The sequence below is a fragment of the Azospirillum sp. A1-3 genome (genome assembly GCF_023806445.1).
Lineage (GTDB): Bacteria > Pseudomonadota > Alphaproteobacteria > Azospirillales > Azospirillaceae > Azospirillum.
In genome coordinates this window covers 425,002-442,417 of record NZ_JAMSLU010000005.1, presented here as the reverse complement: position 1 = coordinate 442,417, position 17,416 = coordinate 425,002, and the positions used below count along the sequence as shown (strand labels likewise).

General features: G+C 59.8%; 15 protein-coding genes and 1 pseudogene. 2 read left to right on the top strand and 14 right to left on the bottom strand.

Annotation, left to right across the window (positions count from 1 at the left end; all coding sequences use genetic code 11):
* Positions 1–25: 25 nt before the first annotated feature.
* From M5E06_RS36100 to M5E06_RS26600, 5 genes and pseudogenes are all read right to left on the bottom strand, one after another.
* Positions 26–133, bottom strand: a pseudogene (locus M5E06_RS36100) (IS5/IS1182 family transposase); the annotation flags it as partial.
* Between the two features lie 284 nt (positions 134–417).
* On the bottom strand, positions 418–972 hold the full coding sequence (locus M5E06_RS26615; RefSeq protein ID WP_252140799.1) for a DUF2889 domain-containing protein: 555 nt from the start codon (positions 970–972) through the stop codon (positions 418–420).
* Positions 973–1,410: 438 nt separating this feature from the next.
* Entirely contained in the window at positions 1,411–2,280 is an 870-nt protein-coding gene (locus M5E06_RS26610; RefSeq protein WP_252140798.1) for an HTD2 family dehydratase, read from the bottom strand.
* A gap of 350 nt (positions 2,281–2,630) precedes the next feature.
* Entirely contained in the window at positions 2,631–2,969 is a 339-nt protein-coding gene (locus tag M5E06_RS26605; protein WP_252140797.1) for a CoA transferase, read from the bottom strand.
* Between the two features lie 27 nt (positions 2,970–2,996).
* Positions 2,997–4,217, bottom strand: coding sequence for an FAS1-like dehydratase domain-containing protein (locus tag M5E06_RS26600; RefSeq protein ID WP_252140785.1), 1,221 nt, complete (start codon positions 4,215–4,217; stop codon positions 2,997–2,999).
* A 505-nt stretch (positions 4,218–4,722) separates the two neighbouring features.
* Between M5E06_RS26600 and M5E06_RS26595 the strand changes: the two genes are divergently transcribed.
* Together M5E06_RS26595 and M5E06_RS26590 are read left to right on the top strand one after the other, a co-directional pair.
* Positions 4,723–4,863, top strand: coding sequence for a hypothetical protein (locus M5E06_RS26595; protein ID WP_252140796.1), 141 nt, complete (start codon positions 4,723–4,725; stop codon positions 4,861–4,863).
* 175 nt (positions 4,864–5,038) lie between these two features.
* Positions 5,039–5,215, top strand: a complete 177-nt coding sequence (locus M5E06_RS26590) for a hypothetical protein (protein ID WP_252140795.1) — start codon at positions 5,039–5,041, stop codon at positions 5,213–5,215.
* Positions 5,216–5,709: 494 nt separating this feature from the next.
* On the opposite strand, the gene M5E06_RS26585 is transcribed toward M5E06_RS26590, so the two are convergent.
* From M5E06_RS26585 to M5E06_RS26545, 9 genes are all read right to left on the bottom strand, one after another.
* The gene (locus M5E06_RS26585) at positions 5,710–6,753 is read right to left on the bottom strand and encodes an ABC transporter substrate-binding protein (RefSeq protein WP_252140794.1); all 1,044 of its coding nucleotides are present in this window, start codon (positions 6,751–6,753) and stop codon (positions 5,710–5,712) included.
* Positions 6,754–6,786: 33 nt separating this feature from the next.
* Positions 6,787–7,590, bottom strand: a complete 804-nt coding sequence (locus M5E06_RS26580; RefSeq protein WP_252140793.1) for an ABC transporter permease — start codon at positions 7,588–7,590, stop codon at positions 6,787–6,789.
* A complete protein-coding gene (locus M5E06_RS26575) occupies positions 7,587–8,417 on the bottom strand; it encodes an ABC transporter ATP-binding protein (RefSeq protein ID WP_252140792.1) in 831 nt (276 codons plus the stop codon). The genes M5E06_RS26580 and M5E06_RS26575 overlap by 4 nt, the downstream gene beginning before the upstream one ends.
* A gap of 124 nt (positions 8,418–8,541) precedes the next feature.
* Complete coding sequence (locus M5E06_RS26570) at positions 8,542–11,985, bottom strand: pyruvate carboxylase (protein ID WP_252140791.1); 3,444 nt, start codon at positions 11,983–11,985, stop codon at positions 8,542–8,544.
* 67 nt (positions 11,986–12,052) lie between these two features.
* On the bottom strand, positions 12,053–13,318 hold the full coding sequence (locus M5E06_RS26565) for a CaiB/BaiF CoA transferase family protein (protein ID WP_252140790.1): 1,266 nt from the start codon (positions 13,316–13,318) through the stop codon (positions 12,053–12,055).
* Positions 13,315–14,112, bottom strand: coding sequence for an HpcH/HpaI aldolase/citrate lyase family protein (locus tag M5E06_RS26560; RefSeq protein ID WP_252140789.1), 798 nt, complete (start codon positions 14,110–14,112; stop codon positions 13,315–13,317). Before M5E06_RS26560 ends, M5E06_RS26565 begins: the two co-directional genes overlap by 4 nt.
* 12 nt (positions 14,113–14,124) lie before the next feature.
* Positions 14,125–14,994, bottom strand: coding sequence for an HTD2 family dehydratase (locus tag M5E06_RS26555; RefSeq protein WP_252140788.1), 870 nt, complete (start codon positions 14,992–14,994; stop codon positions 14,125–14,127).
* A 37-nt stretch (positions 14,995–15,031) separates the two neighbouring features.
* The gene (locus M5E06_RS26550) at positions 15,032–16,228 is read right to left on the bottom strand and encodes a CaiB/BaiF CoA transferase family protein (protein WP_252140787.1); all 1,197 of its coding nucleotides are present in this window, start codon (positions 16,226–16,228) and stop codon (positions 15,032–15,034) included.
* A complete protein-coding gene (locus M5E06_RS26545; protein ID WP_252140786.1) occupies positions 16,225–17,397 on the bottom strand; it encodes a CoA transferase in 1,173 nt (390 codons plus the stop codon). Before M5E06_RS26545 ends, M5E06_RS26550 begins: the two co-directional genes overlap by 4 nt.
* Positions 17,398–17,416: the final 19 nt, after the last annotated feature.

The window sequence follows — 17,416 nt, the reverse complement described above, 5'->3', positions numbered from 1 at the left end:
TCACCCAAGCCGCCGAAAGAGGCCGGGTTTTACCCGATCTCCGGCCCGTCTCAGCGATCATCTGGATGTGACGGTCACGTTGCGTGGGCGCGGTCCCGGCGGTGTCACTGAGCACGGCGTCGCTGCGCGGCGGGGACGGCAATTCCCACATGTGATTGCTTTACCTCGGCAAGAGGGATCTCTCGAAGACATATACGGAGGGGCCAGCGATCCGATGGTGTTCCTTATGACACGCCCCCATCGAGGTCAGCGATGGCGCCCGTATCGCCGTCGATAACCTGCGCGAAGCCCTCGGCGATGACCGGGTCGGGGGTAAAGCTCTGATGCCTGTGGCCGAAGTAAAGCCGAAGCCCTGCATATCGTCGCGCCTTGAAGGTAAGAGGCCAGGACACGGCCCCTGTCCGGCGTTCTGTTAGATCATTTTTCAGATCTCTCGACGAAGCCGGGCCAGCGTTGCCCAACCAGATCCCCGTCTTCAGAGTAGGCAAGGCAAGAGTTGATACGTTTCGGTCGCCCGTCCGCGTCGTATTCGTCTGGTCGTTCCGAACGTACGGCCGTTAAAGTTTGGTAGGCTGTTGTCGCTATCGGGCCGAGCAACTCATTCAGGTGTGTACACCCTTGGCTCCCTCCAAGCCGGCGCCGGATTTCTGCAAACCACCCTGCGGCCACCTGCAACCCACGCAGCTTCGATAAACTGTGTGCCGCAATCGGACACACCGGGTAGGGTGAATGTTCTGTCACGGCGATGATGTCATGAACAAATAGCTCTTCATCAACTGTCAACCGTATCCGCATTTCATGTACCGGCTCTCCATTCGAAACGGCCCGACCATAGAGCGGTGTGTAGGAGTAAGTTTTCCTGTCTATTAAATGTCCTTCAATATCCCAGAGTCCATCCTCGCGCCGATATCCGTGGCACTCAATCTGACGCGTATGCATCAACCGCCGCTCAACTGTATTCGGCAACGTCATAGTCAGCTCCATTTTTTATTCATCATAACCATCCGCTGAACTTGCGCGAGGATGATCCTTTCCCATCAATAGAATGGCATGGAAGAATAATCAAAAGGGCGCGATGTTTGGTTCTGCAAAATCGCCCTCCCATACATGCTCCCGCTTACATCAAAATATTCACCATTTGTTCGGAAATGCACCGTTCCAACAGATCTCCCTCTCAGATGCGCTTGCAATCAGGCCGTGACGGCCTATGGTAGAAAATCCTCCTCGTCCGTCCGTCTTTCCGCAAATATTGCGTACAGACACACCCAGCTATAGGACGACGCAATAAGCGCTGGGTGCCGAGAGCGACGGACGAGGAGTAGCCAGGAGATCTGAAAACCAGTAAAGTACAAGTAATTATAACACACTTATGCGGGAAAATCAAGTAAAACTCTGCATCTCGGACTTCTTTTAGAAAACGAACCGAGCTTTGGCACGCATCGCCAAATCGCCGCTCCAATTTTCAGCCCAGAGGTCCAACCCGGTTGCGTCATCACCCTCCTTTGCGGCAATGTGGAAAGACTCCGACGTAAACAACACACCAATCACCTTATATTTAAATTTAAGCAAGTGAGCATCCGGCCGGCAACGCTCAGCCATTCCCTGCAGCAAGGTCGCCAATAGCTGCGCATCAATTGTCAGAGCTGTATAGTAATCTTCGTCGCACGTACGATGCCGCGCTTGATGAATGCGGCAACCTTCTGACATCAATTCCGAATAATGAAATAAAGACGCTGGGTCCAGCATTACCTCCTCTGACCACTGCGCTCCATCGGGCGCCAAGATCGGTGACGGACAAGCAAGGCCAGAAGCGACAGGATATCGGAAAGTAATATCTTGCTCTTCCTCGATATACAATGAACCAGCCACCTGAATATCGTGTCGGATGGTAACCAATACCGTTTGTTCGGCATTGGATAATTTTGGCCTCACGCTTTTAATGGTGCTTTGCTTCTCTGCTTGGATCCCGAACGGCAGAGGGGCGTGATAGGTGATCCGGCCCGCCATGCACGTTCGCTCTGATGACGTTACGTCCGGAAGGAATGCTCCGCGGCTGAGACGACCGTGCGTTCCGACATTGCCGGGAGAGACCAATGGATCGAAGTAGAGCCAGTGCCAGCCCGATGGCAAGGCCCGCCCATCTCCGGGGATGCGTTCGAGCCCAAGGACAGCTGCCAAAGCCGTGGCACGGTTGCGAACAATCAGATCCTGACGCAACTCAGTGCGGCCGATGATGAAGCTGTGGGTGTCCGCAGCCGCCGGTGCGCGTGCAATGGCCATGAAGAAGTCCTCTAAATACGTTTCCGGCTCAACTTCCTGTGATTGGTAGCTCTATTCTTCAGCCCGACATTGTCTCCTCCGCTGCTCCCCAGAAGTTTGCCGCACAGATCGGCCTATCGGTCACGCAAAGCCAGTTGTGCTGCGTTCCTTCACCGAGCTTTTACAACAGCTGAGAGGTCTCAGCCGCCCAAGGAACACAGGCATGGAGCTGCCTACTCGACGGGTGTCTCATACGAACTGAGGCGACTACCCTGAACAGCGCCCCTGGAATTCTCTTCGCGACTTCGAACTGGGACAGTTCCATCGTGAGCTGCCACTGCCCCCTGCTCTGCACTCCGATCCGGGTATCATCAAGAGATCAGCTGCACTCCTCGAGGTTTGCCCCTTTGCTCGCTTCTGCGAAAGGAATCGGCGGTTGAGAGCAGGCGGCTGAAAGCCGCCTGCTCTTCGGGAGCGGCCAGGTCGAGGATCACGCTCTTCTTGTCGACGCCGAGCACGGCAAACAAGGCACTGATGCCGGAGGCCTCGTCGAGCATCGGCGCGTGCCGCCGCAACGGGCACAAGCCCGGCGGCTCAACCAGCACGACCTCGGCCCCCATGGCTGCCAAAAGCCGTCCCGCATACGCCGCCGCAACACCAGACGCGGTCTCAATCACCCGCACGCCGCTGAGAGGAAGACGTGTATCCATCGCCAGATGCGCTCCCGTTCCTGTTGCTTAGCGGACGACCGGCAGCTCAAGATCGAGGGCCGAGCCGTCGATGTAAGCCGGAATGTTCGGATCACGCGACGGCAGCACCACCGTGGCCAAGCCCGGCGTGGTCAGCTCGCCACGCTGGTTCTCGCCGCGGATCTCGATGTCGACCAAGGCATGACGGTCCTTGATGTACTTGCGCGTAACCCGGCCACGGCACCAGGTCGTGTCGCCCATCGTGTTGAAGCGGCGCATCTCGGTGCGGACGCGTTTCAGGAACCCGGCGTCACCCATCCAGTTGGTGACCAGCGACGCCATCCAGGACGACCGCTGCGGACCGTAGTCATAGACCCCCGGCACGCCCACCTCCTTGGCGGTCGACTCCCGATGGTGGCCGATACCGGTATATTCCAGCCCGCCGCCCGCCTCCGGATTGCGGAAGAAATGGCCGGGATGCTTCATCGCCGCCTGGAAAACCACGCCATGGGTATGGCCGCGACCGCTGCCGACGAGGAAGCCCATGGTGTCCATCAGCGACAGCGGACCGCGGACGATCGGGTCGAGCTCCTCGCCTTCCTGGACATCCTCCCAATAGCGCACATGGGCGCCGCGCACGCCGTTGATCTCACGCGCGATCGCCTCATCGATCTGCACGAACTCATCGGCGGTGTACTCGTGGGTCTTGATGTCCTTGTACTTGCCGGCATCGCGCGCTGCCTTGCGCTCATGCCGGGTGCAGGTGCCAAGCGCCCGGGCAACCAGCTGGCCATGCTGGTTGAAGTAGCTGGCTTCGACATACTGCAGCACCAGGCGCCCGGAGAACTTGCTCTCCTTCTCCTCCACCCCGACAACACGCTCGACCGCCGCAATGCGATCGCCCGGGCGCACGTGACGGAACAGCTCCCAGTCATTGCCGGCGTAGAACCCATGCACACCGGGAAGGCCCCAGCGCGTGCGCCCCACCCAGCCAAAGGCCATCGGGAACATCGGGTGAGCGACCTGGGTGCCGTAGCGGCTGTTGCGGCCATATTCCAGCTCGCGATAGAGCGGATTGAGGTCGCCGATGCCGTTGCACCAGTTGCGCAGGGTGTCAGGGGTGGCATCTTGAAGATACGGCCCTTCCGGGCGCAGCTGCAGACCGATCATCTCCCGCGCAGCGGCAACCGCCTCATCGGTGATCAGGCCCTCGGCCGGTGCGCCGCCAACTTCCACCGTCGGCTTCGTTTCGATCTCAACGGTCGTCACATCCTGTCTCCATCATTTTCAAAAGGGGAAAAAGGGAAGAGCTGAACTCGCCGGATGCAGGGACCCACCAGGCACCACTGTCCGCGACAGCCACCACTCGAAACTCTCAGAAGAAATATAATGCATTCTTTGCCGGGCGTCAACGCCGTTTGGTTGGCTCAGCAAACGGGCAGAGAGTGCGGCACAGACTGCCTTTCCTGCCAAACCAATCCTAGACTCACCGCGCTAAATTCATGAAACAGCTGTCAGATAATGCATTATCTTGGGATGGCTGTTAAGCTAGCGTGCCCGCTTCGGACATCAAAATTCACAGAGACTCTGCCAATGATCGGAGGAAGCTTCGGTCTCAGGTCGAGGGCAGCCAAGGACCTATGCCCGCGATGATTGACCTGAGATAGGGCTCGAATCGGCAGCGCCCGCCTTCCTCTTTACTCCCGACTGTAAGGCGGGGCGTGTAGTGGCGCATCTCCAGCGCGTCAACCGGGTGGCTCCAGACAGAAGCAGCATGGAGTACCGCATCTATCCGCCCGTCCTGACCAACATCATTGCTCTGCTCGCCGGCCGCGACGGCAGAGAACACCAACCGAAGATTGTGTCGCCGGCGGATATCTGCAACTTTAGCGGCGTTAATCAGCAGCTGAGGTGATGTGGCATGGTGGTGGCGACCGCCCTCGCCGCTTTGCTTCCGGAACTGGGCCACACGACCGGACTGCAGATCGCCGCTCTCGTCGGCGTTGCGCCCTTCGACCGCGACAGGTAAGCAAGCGCATAGCCGGCGCGGAATCGGCGGCGGCCGTCCCGACGTCCGGCGGCTCCTCTACATGGCCGCCGCGGTCGCGGCGTTCCATATCATCGGCGTGATCGCCACCCACTATAGCCAACTGATAAAGTGCAGAAAGCCCGCGAAAGTGGCGCTTGTCACTTGCATGCACAAACTGATTGTCCGCCTCAACGCCATGCTCGCCAAGGGCCATACCTGGGAGATAGAGCCCGCCTGACATTGCCGACGGTCGGCGCTCGACGCCGACCGCATGCCTAACCCAACCAACCGGGCACGCGTCAGCGCGAGCCGTGACGCGAAGCACGACCGGTTCATACACGCCGTCATCAACAAGACGGTTGCTCAAGCTATGGTTCGAGGACGTGTTGACCCGGCTCTCCGATGGGCACCAATGACCAAGTTCGCTGACCTGCTGCCCTACGCACGCCTACATAGGGAAAACCAAATCCTTCTTCGTTTGTGAACACCCCTTACACCGTGCCGCGCCGATTGAGCACCAGGCATCAAAGCAGGCGACAGCTCCATGCCCCACCCACTCGGACTATGATTGCAGGTCAACAAACGCGAGCAACGGTGTCGGCAGGATTTTTGCCGACACCGTTGCTCGCGTTTGTTAATGAACATTTTCCCGACGGCAATCTCACATGGCCGAAGAAGGGGCGTCAATTTTCAAGACAACGCGTCGCGCAACGGCGCGGACCCACTGCGGTACTATCCTTTCAGAAGCCGTGAGTCCACAACGTCACCGTAGGTAACGCCACCCACCTCCTCGTTGAACCTTTGCATGAACTCGGCGTTTTGTTGAAATTGTTGCTCAGTCAACCTTAGCGGAACTGACACGGTTGTTCTCTGATCGCTGACAGCACTGCCAATAAGTTTGAGGTCCGTTTCCGGAAAAAATCTCTCTCCCATTAGCTTTGCAGCAATCGCCGGATCCCGTCCAATGAGGTCGGAAGCTTTGGTGAGAGCACGGAGCATTCTGGCGCTTATGTCAGCCCGCGATGCGAGGAAATCAGGACGCGCGCACAGCGTAGTATAGAGAAAGTTCTCCAAACCGGGGACCTCCCCGTGTGACGGACGCGCAACCCAGACGGCAAGCCCCTCCTCCACAGCACGGTTGTTGGCAGGCGCGGTACAGTTAAAACCATCAATTTGTCCGGACCGCAACGCCGAGTACATCTGATCCAGCTTGACCACTGTTAATGTTACGTCGCGGTCAGGATTGAGGCCGCCAAGTGTCAGCAGATATCGCCACAACTTATCGATCCCGCTACCTCGGCTTGACACCGCCAGCGTCAGTCCTTTCAACCGAGCCATCCGCTCTTGCAGCGGCATGTCCGGAGTGATCCCAGTCTTCTTGGCAGCCTGGGTGCTGATAACGGCATCACTGGCATATTGCGACATCAAAGGAGCAAACGCTTTGATCTTCTGCCCCTTGGAAGCAGCGAGAATGAGATCACTCATCACCAAACCGGCAACATCGATGCTGCCGCCAATCATGGCTGCCATCGTGTTGGACCCGCTACCTGTGTTGACCAGGGAGACTTCAAGACCTTCTTCCTCCGTGTGTTTGGCGGAGATAGCGACGAGCAGCGGGAGATAGGCGAAGGTAAAGCCGCCAATGCCAATAGTTAGCGGTTCGAGTTGAGCAGCGTGTGCTTTTGAACTTCTAAGTGCGTCCAACATCAGCGGTGGTGCCGCGGCGACAGTTGCAGCCTGGGACATCCCACGAAGAACGGCTCTGCGAGAAATCATCACAATCCTCCCCTTGTTGGGTAGACCGCCCAGTCAACGCCAGCGGAAAATCCAGCTCTCCAGGCGCCCCAAGCATTCATTGAGAAGCGACGTGAACCCGATCAGTGCAAACAGTGCAGCGAAGACCCCCGCCGTATCGAGTTGGCCAGCTGAGTTTTGGGTGAGGAAGCCAATACCGGCGTTTGATGCCATCATCTCGGCCGCGACAGCACCAACAAAGCCGTAGGGTAACCCCAGTTTCAACCCCAAGAAGATCCAAGGCAATGATCCTGGCAGGACAACGTGTCGCTGGATGTTGAAGCGGTTAGCTCCCATCATCCTCATTGCTTCGACCATTTTTATATCGACTTCACGTATTCCGCCGAGCGTGTTGAAAAACACCAGAAAGAAGACACTGACCGCAGCAAGCACGATCTTGGGCGCAAGCCCGATCCCAAACCACATGATAAACAGTGGCGCAAGTGCTACCTTTGGCACCCCATAGATCGCCAGAACGAATGGATCGATGGTCCGCCGCACCGTGTCGTTGATCCCGAAGACCAATGCGGCGACAACCCCAGCGATGGAACCAAGCGCAAATCCAGCAAGCGTCTCATACAGCGTCACCCAAAGGTGGTGCTGCAACGACCCATTGCCGATCCATTGCATCAACCTTATGACGATAGCCGCCGGACTGCTCACCCAAAAGGAGTCGATCAGACGGCCCGACGCCAGCTGCCACGCCACCAGAATCATTACCGCCAATAGCAACCGATACATCCAGATCGGACGCGAGTGCCAGGAGCCACTTGATCCATTTGCAATTTTGGGCTCGTCGCGCATCATGGCTTCACTCATAGCAGTGGCTCCCCGTGATGGATTTCAATGGCGCTCCATAGGCGGCGGTAGTGCTCTTCAAACCCAGGGGCAAAACGCGCCTCGTGTACATTGCGCGGCCGGCTGATCGTGATGACTTCTTCCAGTTTCACTCGCGTCGGACGCGCCGACAGGACGATCACGCGGTCAGCCAAGGTGATGGCCTCGACAAGGTCATGCGTGACGAAGACCACCGTCTTGCGCGAAGCGCTCCATAACCGCAGCAGTTCGGCCTGCAACACAAGCTTGAGCTGCGCGTCCAAGGGGCCGAACGGCTCATCCATCAGGATGGTCGACGGATCATAGATCAGCGTCCGCGCAATCATCACCCGCTTGCGCATCCCTCCAGAGAGTTGCCGGGGATGATGGTGCTCGAAGCCATTCAGCCCGACGTTGGCAATCATCGCTTGGACGCGTTGCCGACGCTGCTCCGCCGGAACTCCGCGGATTTCCAAAGGGATTGCGATGTTTTGCTCCACAGTCCGCCAAGGGAGCAGGCTATCGTGTTGGGTCAAATATCCAATGTCAGTATTTACTCCTGCCACCAGCTTACCATTGCAACGGATCACTCCCCTGTCGCAGGTTTCCAGCCCCGCCAAAAGATTCAGAACCGTCGACTTCCCGCTTCCGCTTGGTCCAACGACCGCAAGGAACTCACCAGGCGCAACGGTTAGATTAAAATCGCGAAGAACTTCCGCCGTGCCACCGCGTGACACGTACATCTTCGAGACATTCCGCAGTTCCGCCGCTGGCTCAGGTACGGCGACAGCCGGCTCCTGGACGCCAAAGGTTGCATGTTGCACCGTCATGGCACGCTGCCCTCCCTGTATTGCGGCTTAGTTTTTTAAATGCTCGTCACGGAGCAGCGCCGACTTTCAGCCCTCCCCCATGACACAACTGATCGACAACCAAGAGCCAAGAGACGGTTGCCGATTATTCAAGCTCGATCAGCAGGTCCTTCGCCTCAACGGCACTTCCCGGCTTCACGTGCACTGCGGACACCGTCGCGTCGCGCTCAGCGTACAGCCCAGTTTCCATTTTCATGGCTTCCAGCGTCACCAACAACTCACCAGATCGGATAAGTTGCCCCGGTGATACCGCGACTGCGGCGATCGCCCCTGGCATGGGAGCGCCGATATGAGCAGGATTGCCCTCTTCCGCCTTCCGTCTGCTGGGGACAGATGCACGAATAGCGCGGTTTGCAATCCTAATTACACGCGATTGTCCATTCAGCTCAAAAAAGACGCGCACATGCCCGTCATCGCCGGTCTCGCCGACAGCCTGCAAACGGATCTCCAGTGTTTTCCCAGAATCAATTTCAACAGTAATCTCGTCACCAACCTCCATTCCATAGAAAAATGTCCTTGTAGGGAGCGTGTGCACAGGGCCGTACACGCGTTCTCGGCCAAAATATTCGAGGAATACTTTAGGATACATCAGGTAGCTGCAGAGTTCCTCATCGTCCACCACATGGCCGTTCAACTCGGTCGACACCTGGAGGCGGATGGCATCAAGGTCAGCAGGCGGTATGGTAAGGCCAGGACGATCTCTCAGCGGTTGTTCGTCCTTCAACACCTTGCGCAGGATACCCTCTGGCCAGCCACCATGTGGTTTGCCGAGGCTGCCTCGCAGCATGTCCACCACGGAGTCGGGAAACGCGACCTCCACGCTTGTGTCTTCAATCTCATCACGGCTCAGCCCCTGCATCACCATCATGAGCGCCATATCGCCCACCACTTTGGAGGTCGGCGTGACCTTAACGATGTCACCAAACATCTGGTTGGCGTCAGAATAGGCTAGCGCCACCTCGTGCCATCGGTTGTCCAATCCGAGGCCACGGGCCTGCTCCTTCAAATTTGTGTATTGCCCTCCCGGCATCTCGTGAAGCCAGACCTCTGAGGTCGGGGCGGTTAGCCCCGACTCAAAAGCAACATAGTCAGTTCTCACACCTTCCCAGTAGTTGGAGATGGCGCGGATCGCCGTTATGTCCAATCCGGTGTCACGCTCTGTGTGGCGCAGAGCCTCGACAATGGAACCAAGACAGGGCTGTGACGTGCCGCCCGACATCGCGTCCATTGCCGCATCGACCGCATCCACGCCAGCCTCACAGGCCGCTAGAACGGTTGCAACGGCAGCGCCGGAGGTGTCATGCGTGTGAAAATGAATGGGTAGTCCAACCTCATCCTTGAGTGACCGGATCAAGAGCCGTGCTGCTGCGGGCTTTAGCAGCCCAGCCATGTCCTTCAGACCAAGCACATGAACACCAGCCGCCTTCAATTCACGTGCGCGCTCAAGATAGTAGGCCAGATCGAATTTCACTCGGCGCGGGTCGAGAATGTCGCCCGTATAGCAGACGACACCTTCGCAGAGTTTGCCGCTGTCCAGTACGGCATCAATGGCGACCCGCATGGTTTCCACGCCGTTCAAGGAATCGAAAACGCGGAACACGTCGATGCCGGACCGGGCGGCTTGAGCGACGAAGGCACGAACCACATTGTCGGGATAGTTGGTGTAGCCAACGCCGTTGGCGCCACGCAACAGCATCTGGGTCAGCAGGTTGGGCATCGCAGCCCGCAGATCGCGCAACCGCTGCCATGGACACTCTTGAAGGAAACGGAAAGCGACGTCAAAGGTCGCTCCTCCCCAGCACTCGACGCTGAACAACTGCGGCAGAGTGGCAGCGTAAGCCGGGGCGATACGAGCCATATCAATCGACCGCATGCGGGTCGCCAACAGCGATTGGTGCGCGTCGCGCATGGTGGTGTCAGTGATCAACACCCGCTTCTGCGCGGACATCCAGTCGGCAAGCGCCTGGGGGCCCTGCTCTTCCAGAAGATTGCGGGTGCCAACCAGCGGCCGACCGGGCTGTGTGCTCGGCGGGGAGGAAGGACGCGCCCGAGCCGGCGGCCGGGGGCGACCGACCGTCTCAGGGTGACCGTTCACCGTAACGTCGGCAATGTAGGTGAGTAGGCGTGTCGCCCGATCACGACGTTTTTCGAATTGGAACAGCTCGGGCGTGCGGTCAATGAAAGTCGTCGCGTATTGCTTCTCGATAAACGTCGGGTGCTTCAGCAGGTTGATCAGAAACTCGATGTTTGTCGCAACACCACGGACGCGAAACTCACGCAGCGCGCGATCCATGCGCGCGACCGCTTTTTCGGGAGTCTGCGCGTGAGCCGTCACCTTGACAAGAAGTGAGTCATAGTGGCGGGTGATGACGCCGCCGGCATAAGCCGTACCGCCATCCAGGCGGATGCCGTTGCCGGTGGCACTTCTGTAGGCCGTGATCCGTCCGTAATCGGGAATGAAGTTGTTGAGTGGATCCTCGGTCGTCACACGGCATTGAATGGCATGCCCATTCAGCGGCACATCTTCCTGCCGTGCCATGCCGGTGGCCTCAGCCAGTCCTTTGCCCTCGCGGATTAAGATTTGGGCCTGCACAATGTCGATGCCAGTGACCGCTTCAGTGACGGTGTGTTCGACCTGGATGCGGGGATTCACCTCAATGAAGTAGAACGCACCACTGTCCATATCCATCAGGAATTCGACAGTGCCAGCCCCCTCATAGCGCACATATCCACACAAGCGCTTGGCCAGCGCACACAACTCGGCGCGTTGTGCTTGGTTCAAATAAGGAGCAGGAGCACGTTCCACAACTTTTTGGTTGCGCCGCTGGACGGTACAGTCCCGCTCCCACAGATGATAGAGCCCACCATGGCGGTCGCCGAGGATCTGTACCTCGACATGACGGGCGCGCGGGATCAGCTTCTCCAGATAGCCATCCCCGTTCCCGAACGCTGCCAATGCCTCCGCCCGCCCCTCACGCACCCGCGCTTCCAGCTCGTCCTCCGACAGAACTGGTCGCATTCCACGCCCGCCACCTCCCCAACTCGCCTTCAGCATCAATGGATAGCCAATGGATGCTGCCTGCCGCCGAATGGCCGCCACGTCGTCGCCGAGGACCGCCGTCGCTGGAATGACAGGAACACCCACAGCCTGAGCGACCGCGCGCGCACTCGCCTTGTCGCCCAAAGCACGCATTGTTTCGGGGCGCGGGCCAATGAAGGCAATATTGGCGGCTTCGCAAGCTTCGGCGAAGGCGGGATTCTCCGACAAAAGCCCATATCCGGGGTGAATGGCGTCGACGCCAGCTTGACAGGCGACGCGAATAATATCCGGGATATCCAAGTAGGCTCCCACAGGAGACCGTCCCAACCCAACTTGGTAGGCTTCGTCCGCTTTGAATCGATGAAGCGACAGCTTGTCCTCTTCAGCGTAAATCGCGACCGTCTTCTTGCCCATTTCGTTGGCGGCACGTAGCACGCGAATGGCAATTTCTCCGCGGTTGGCGACCAGTATCTTGTGGAAATTGGCCATAGGCGTTCACTCCATCGCCCTGCATGGGCGCACAATGTGTGCCGAGGTCGTGAGAGACTTCAGCGCCCTAGGACAGGTCGCCGCCAGTCGCTTTGGCCCAAAGGGGCTTCCCGGCTTGGGGGGTTGCGGCCGCTCCGGCGATGATCATCGCCTCGATCTGCTCGGAGCCGTAGCCAAGCATGGCAAGGACGTCACGGGTCTGCTCACCCAGCAGCGGTGGTGGGCCGACCGGTGAGGCATCCCGACAGGACGGCACCGGAAAGTCGGGAGATTGGAAACTGTACACAGAGAACGGAACCTCGGAAAACTTGCGTGGGTCACACGCTTGCGGTGCCTGCAGCACGCGGTCTGCTGATAGAACCTCGGTATGGCCGACACCAGCGGCGCCCATTGCCTTGGAGAGACCGTCGTAGTCCCAGCGGCTGACGGCATCCCGGACCAGCGCTTCAACCCGGTCACGGTTGCGCCGACGGTCGCGTAACGTTGCCAAGTCGGCAGCGGCCTCAACCTCGACCGCACGACAGAAGCGGCGCCAATGCTCGTCCGTCAGCATGACGATGTAGATCCAGCGGCCTTCCCGTGTCTCGTAGGCGCCATAGCCGGGCATCGCGAATTCCGGAGACGGTTCGGTCTCCGCCCGGCCCAGCAGCTGTGATTTCAGCTGCACACCGACAAGATCCCGCGCGGCGATATGGAGTCCGGTCTCGTAAAGGCCGAATTCAATGTTGCGCTGCGCCGCCGCACCGCCTTCATCGAGCAGCGCAGCCAGTACGGCGATGGCTGCATAGCATCCGGCGAACTGATCAAGATAGGAGGGGCCCAACCGGGAGGGTCGGCCGTTGACCCGGTTGGAATACATCACGCCGGTCGCTGCCTCAGCGACGGGATTGGACGCGATCTCTTCCTGCATCGGCCCCACGCCGTAACCTCGGATGTGGCAGAAGACTATCTTCGGGTTGAGGGCCGAGCAGGTCTCGTAAGTGACCCCCAGCTTGCGCGCAGCTCCCGGGGAAAGGTTGTGCAGGACCACATCCGCCCCTGCAACCAGCCGGCGGAAGGCCTCCTGCCCGTCTTCGGCCTGCAGGTTCAGGCACAGGCTCTTCTTGCCGCGGTTGTACGCGATGAAGGTGCCGCTGGGGCCCCCACGCACGAGGTGGCGTGTCGTCTCGCCCTCTGGCGGCTCGATCTTGATCACCTCTGCGCCCAGTTCGGCAAGGATGTGGGTGCCAAACGGCGCCGCGATCATCGAGCCCAACTCAATGACCCGCCGGCCGGCGAGGACTCCCTTTTGAAACATCTCCCGTCCCTCTTTCTTTGCTGTGCGGCCGGTCACGCCGAAGCGTCGGCGATGATCGCTTGGGCACGCGTGATCATGGGCTTGTCGACCATCTTGCCGTCGAGTTGGACGGCAGCTCCGCCGCTGGTCTCCAACGCTGCAGTGATGCGCCGTGCCCACTCCAGTTCGCCCGAACTGGGGGCGAAGCCACGGTTGACGGCCTCCACCTGCTTGGGATGGATACACAACTTGCCGCCGAAGCCCAGTTCACGTGCCCGCGCAACATCAGCATCCAATTGCGTGGGATCGTCGATGGAAATGGTTACGCCATCGATCGGCGGTGGTTGCTCGGCGGCGCGTGCGTGCAGAGCAAGTTGGAACCGTGCCAGATCAAGCACGCCTCCGGTTCCGGGCAACCGAGCGTCAGTGCTGAAATCGAGGTTGCCAAAAGCAAGCCTCCGTACCGCTTGATGACGGACCAATTCAGGCAGGGCGAGAAGGCCAGAGACCGTCTCAATCAATGCAATCACTGGCACGCCTGGAAGGGTGTCTGTCAACGCCGTCATAGCGGCGGGCTCCGCCTTGGGCAACACCACCGCCGCTGGACGGCAAGCTGCAAGTGCGGTGAGGTCAGCACCAAACCACGCCGTGTCGGCGGCGTTCACGCGGACGAGGCCAAGGCCTCCTCCGGCCAGCCAATCCACCACATGATCCCGTGCGGCCCCCTTGTCCGCTGGTCCAACCGCATCCTCAAGGTCAATGATGATCGCGTGCGCCCCGGCATTGCTGGCTTTGGCAAAGCGGTCGGGCCGGTGCCCCGGCACGAACAGAAAGCTGCGCGCCTTTTCCATGGCCCCTACCCCTCAGAGTGAAAAGCGGGCTTCACCGCGCATGGCCAGCCCGCCATCCGGGCTTCGAGCCCATAGGTCAAGCACGTTCGACGCCTCACCGGCTTTCGCCTCAATCCGGAACGGCGTCGAGACGAACAAGGGCGCCATACCGCGGAATGAGAAACTGTGCAGCCAGGCATCAGGCCGGCAACGCGTGGCCAGTCCTTGCAAAAGGGTTGCCGTCAATGGACCGTGGACCACGAGATCGGGATAATGCTCCTCATCTTGAGCATAGGGGCGATCATAGTGAATACGGTGCCCATTGGCGGTCAGCGCCGAGTACCGGAAGAGAAGCACAGGGTCCGGCACCACCTCCTCTATCCATTGCGCGCCTTCAGGTGCTGGCGCCGATTGTGGTGGCGTTGCACCGGGAACAGCGGCTTCGCGGTAAACGATATCCTGTTCCTCCTCGACACACAGCGTACCGGCCGCGTGGATCTCATGCCGAACGGTAACGAAGACGAGCCGGCCACCTTTTCCAGACTTGGCCGTTACAGTCTTAATCTCGCTGCGTTTCTCAGCCTCGACCTGGAGCGGTAGCGGCGCATGGTAAGTGACCCTTCCACCGGCCCACATCCGACGTGGAAGGCCCACATCCGGTAGGAAGCCACCACGGCGGGGATGACCATCAGCGCCAATTTCGCTGCGGCGCACAAAGGGATTGAAGTAAAGCCAGTGCCAGCCAGGCGGCAGCATCTCGCCACATCCTGGAATCCCGTCGAGATCAAGGGTGGCTGCCAACGCTGTGGCGCGATCGCGAGCAATCCAATCCTGTCGGTGCTCTGTGCGGCCGACGGCGGCGCTGTGGTCGTCGACAACCGCCGGTGCGGGTCCAGTGGTCATGAAAGATGTCCTTGGAATGGAGTTGGTGGCTTGAGGGTCAGTGAATGACAGCGTCGTCCACCAACCGACGGTATTCGGCCGTGTTGAGCCCAAGAAGCTCGCCAAACACATAAGATTCGTGCTCGCCCAATCCGGGCGTACCACGCTCAATGGAAGGATTGTCCGACCGGCTGAACCGTGCCGGCGCCCCGACGGCGGCACGGACTGTCGCACCGTCGGCCTCCGCTACGTCCACGATTGCCCCACGATGGCGCAGGTGCGGGTCCTGAACGATATCACGTGCCGACCACGACACATGAGCTGGCACGCCAGCCTCCTGTAGGGCCGCCACAGCCTGCTCGGCACCCTGGCCGGCACACCATGCCGCGACGATCTGGTCGAGCACCTCCCGCGCAGTATGGCGGGCTTGCTGGCTGTTGAAGCGGCGATCGGCCACCAGATCAACTTGGCCCATCACGCGCGTCAACGCTTGCCATTCGGCGTCGCTGCCGACCGAAACACTGACCCAACGGTCGAGGTCTCGGCTTTCATACAGGCCATGCGGTGCCCGCCAATGGTCCTCGTTGCCTATACGACCAAGGGCAAGTCCAGCTGCGGAAGCCAACAGCGCTTCGCTCACCAGTGAAGACGCCACTTCGCGGGCAGCGACATCGACATGGGTGCCAAGCCCAGTCCGCCGCCGCTGATGCAATGCAGCAACCGTTGCCAGAGCTGCATTGAGCCCGACAGAATGGTCCATGACGTGACGCATCTCCACCGGCGGTCCATCCCGATAGCCGGTCAGATAGCCCAGCCCACCCCAGGCGCCGAACAGCGGTGCATACCCAGCGAAATGGGAGTCAGGACCGCTCTGGCCGCAAGATGAGATGGAAACCATAACGATGTCCGGCTTGGCAGAGCGCAACGCTTCATATCCAAGCCCGAGGCGAGCCATGACACCGGCACGGAAACTCTCGGCGGCCACATCGGAAATCGCGACCAGTCGCTTTGCCAATGCAACCCCTTCCGGGTGCTTCAAGTTCAAGCGAATTGAAAGCTTGTTCGAGGCGACCTGATCGAAGGTGGCGGGGCCCAGGCGACCATAGACGGTGTGAGGCTTGCGGAAGATGTCGAGTCGCTGAGCGCTTTCGATCTTGATGCATTCGGCGCCGAGCTGCGACAGCATATGAGTGCAGAACGGTCCGGCGGCGTGAACGGTGAAATCGGCAATGCGGAGCCCCGCGAGCGGTTTCATGCGCTAGCCCTCAGTGGAGTGTTCGACATGTCTTTCCCAAGCAGGTCCTGGTCTGCACCTGGCGCCGGCGGAGGATTGGTGAGCGGCAGGGGATCAGAGCCAAACCGGAACGGGGCGGTCTGCAACGGCAGCGGCGGCAGATCAGGCAGGTGCAAATTCGTGAAGGTGCCGCGGGCGCGTTCATGTGCTCCAGACACCACTTGGTCAGGGGTGTTGTAGCGGGCCATCGGCACACCCAGCGCCTGCGCTCGACCGACCAGTTCTTCCACCCGCTGCCGGCTCGCCCAATCGCGAATGTAAGCGTTGATCTCCGCGCCACGTGCAGAACGTTCAACGGGGTCAGCCAGAGCCGGGGCGGTCGCCCAGCTTGGCGAGCCCATCAAGGTAACCAGGCTCTTCCACTGACGCTCCTCCAGGGTAAGCAACTCCACATGCCCGTCGACACATTCGATCACGCCGCCATAGCGAAAGGAGCGGCTGGCACGGTGCTCGGTGGAGCCATCGCCATAGCGTTGAACGGCAAAGGCACCAACTGCGAGATTGGCGTCCTGAATGGAAACATCGACAAACTGCCCCGTCCCTGTCCACAAAGCGGCAAGCCCAGCGAGAGCACCGGCAACGCCTCCCTGGCGTTCGGCAAAGTGGCCGGCGATCTTTAGAGGCGGCCGGTCGGGGAACAGGTCGGCAGAAAGCCCATTGGGCAGAAGGTAGCCCTCCCCCGCTGAGTGAAGGGCGGTGATCTCGCTGCCTTTCCAGTCGGCCTTTGGACCGTTTGCGCCAAAGGGCAGAATGGAGAGATGCACAAGATGGGGATGACGTGCGGCAACGCTGTCCTGATCCAGCCCGTGGGCGGGGCGATCCGCCAGCGGCGTATCGTCAATCAGGATATCGGCGGTTGAGAGCAGGCGGCTGAAAGCCGCCTGCTCTTCGGGAGCGGCCAGGTCGAGGATCACGCTCTTCTTGTCGACGCCGAGCACGGCAAACAAGGCACTGATGCCGGAGGCCTCGTCGAGCATCGGCGCGTGCCGCCGCAACGGGCACAAGCCCGGCGGCTCAACCAGCACGACCTCGGCCCCCATGGCTGCCAAAAGCCGTCCCGCATACGCCGCCGCAACACCAGACGCGGTCTCAATCACCCGCACGCCGCTGAGAGGAAGACGTGTATCCATCGCCAGATGCGCTCCCGTT

What these genes read in the sequence shown, in the direction of transcription:
- M5E06_RS26550 (WP_252140787.1), bottom strand. Translation starts at nt 16,228, where the DNA reads ATGAAACCGCTCGCGGGGCTCCGCATTGCCGATTTCACCGTTCACGCC.
- M5E06_RS26560 (WP_252140789.1), bottom strand. Translation starts at nt 14,112, where the DNA reads ATGGAAAAGGCGCGCAGCTTTCTGTTCGTGCCGGGGCACCGGCCCGAC.
- M5E06_RS26585 (WP_252140794.1), bottom strand. Translation starts at nt 6,753, where the DNA reads ATGATTTCTCGCAGAGCCGTTCTTCGTGGGATGTCCCAGGCTGCAACT.
- M5E06_RS26555 (WP_252140788.1), bottom strand. Translation starts at nt 14,994, where the DNA reads ATGACCACTGGACCCGCACCGGCGGTTGTCGACGACCACAGCGCCGCC.
- M5E06_RS26605 (WP_252140797.1), bottom strand. Translation starts at nt 2,969, where the DNA reads ATGGATACACGTCTTCCTCTCAGCGGCGTGCGGGTGATTGAGACCGCG.
- M5E06_RS26615 (WP_252140799.1), bottom strand. Translation starts at nt 972, where the DNA reads ATGACGTTGCCGAATACAGTTGAGCGGCGGTTGATGCATACGCGTCAG.
- M5E06_RS26570 (WP_252140791.1), bottom strand. Translation starts at nt 11,985, where the DNA reads ATGGCCAATTTCCACAAGATACTGGTCGCCAACCGCGGAGAAATTGCC.
- M5E06_RS26580 (WP_252140793.1), bottom strand. Translation starts at nt 7,590, where the DNA reads ATGAGTGAAGCCATGATGCGCGACGAGCCCAAAATTGCAAATGGATCA.
- M5E06_RS26575 (WP_252140792.1), bottom strand. Translation starts at nt 8,417, where the DNA reads ATGACGGTGCAACATGCAACCTTTGGCGTCCAGGAGCCGGCTGTCGCC.
- M5E06_RS26610 (WP_252140798.1), bottom strand. Translation starts at nt 2,280, where the DNA reads ATGGCCATTGCACGCGCACCGGCGGCTGCGGACACCCACAGCTTCATC.
- M5E06_RS26590 (WP_252140795.1), top strand. Translation starts at nt 5,039, where the DNA reads ATGGCCGCCGCGGTCGCGGCGTTCCATATCATCGGCGTGATCGCCACC.
- M5E06_RS26545 (WP_252140786.1), bottom strand. Translation starts at nt 17,397, where the DNA reads ATGGATACACGTCTTCCTCTCAGCGGCGTGCGGGTGATTGAGACCGCG.
- M5E06_RS26595 (WP_252140796.1), top strand. Translation starts at nt 4,723, where the DNA reads ATGGAGTACCGCATCTATCCGCCCGTCCTGACCAACATCATTGCTCTG.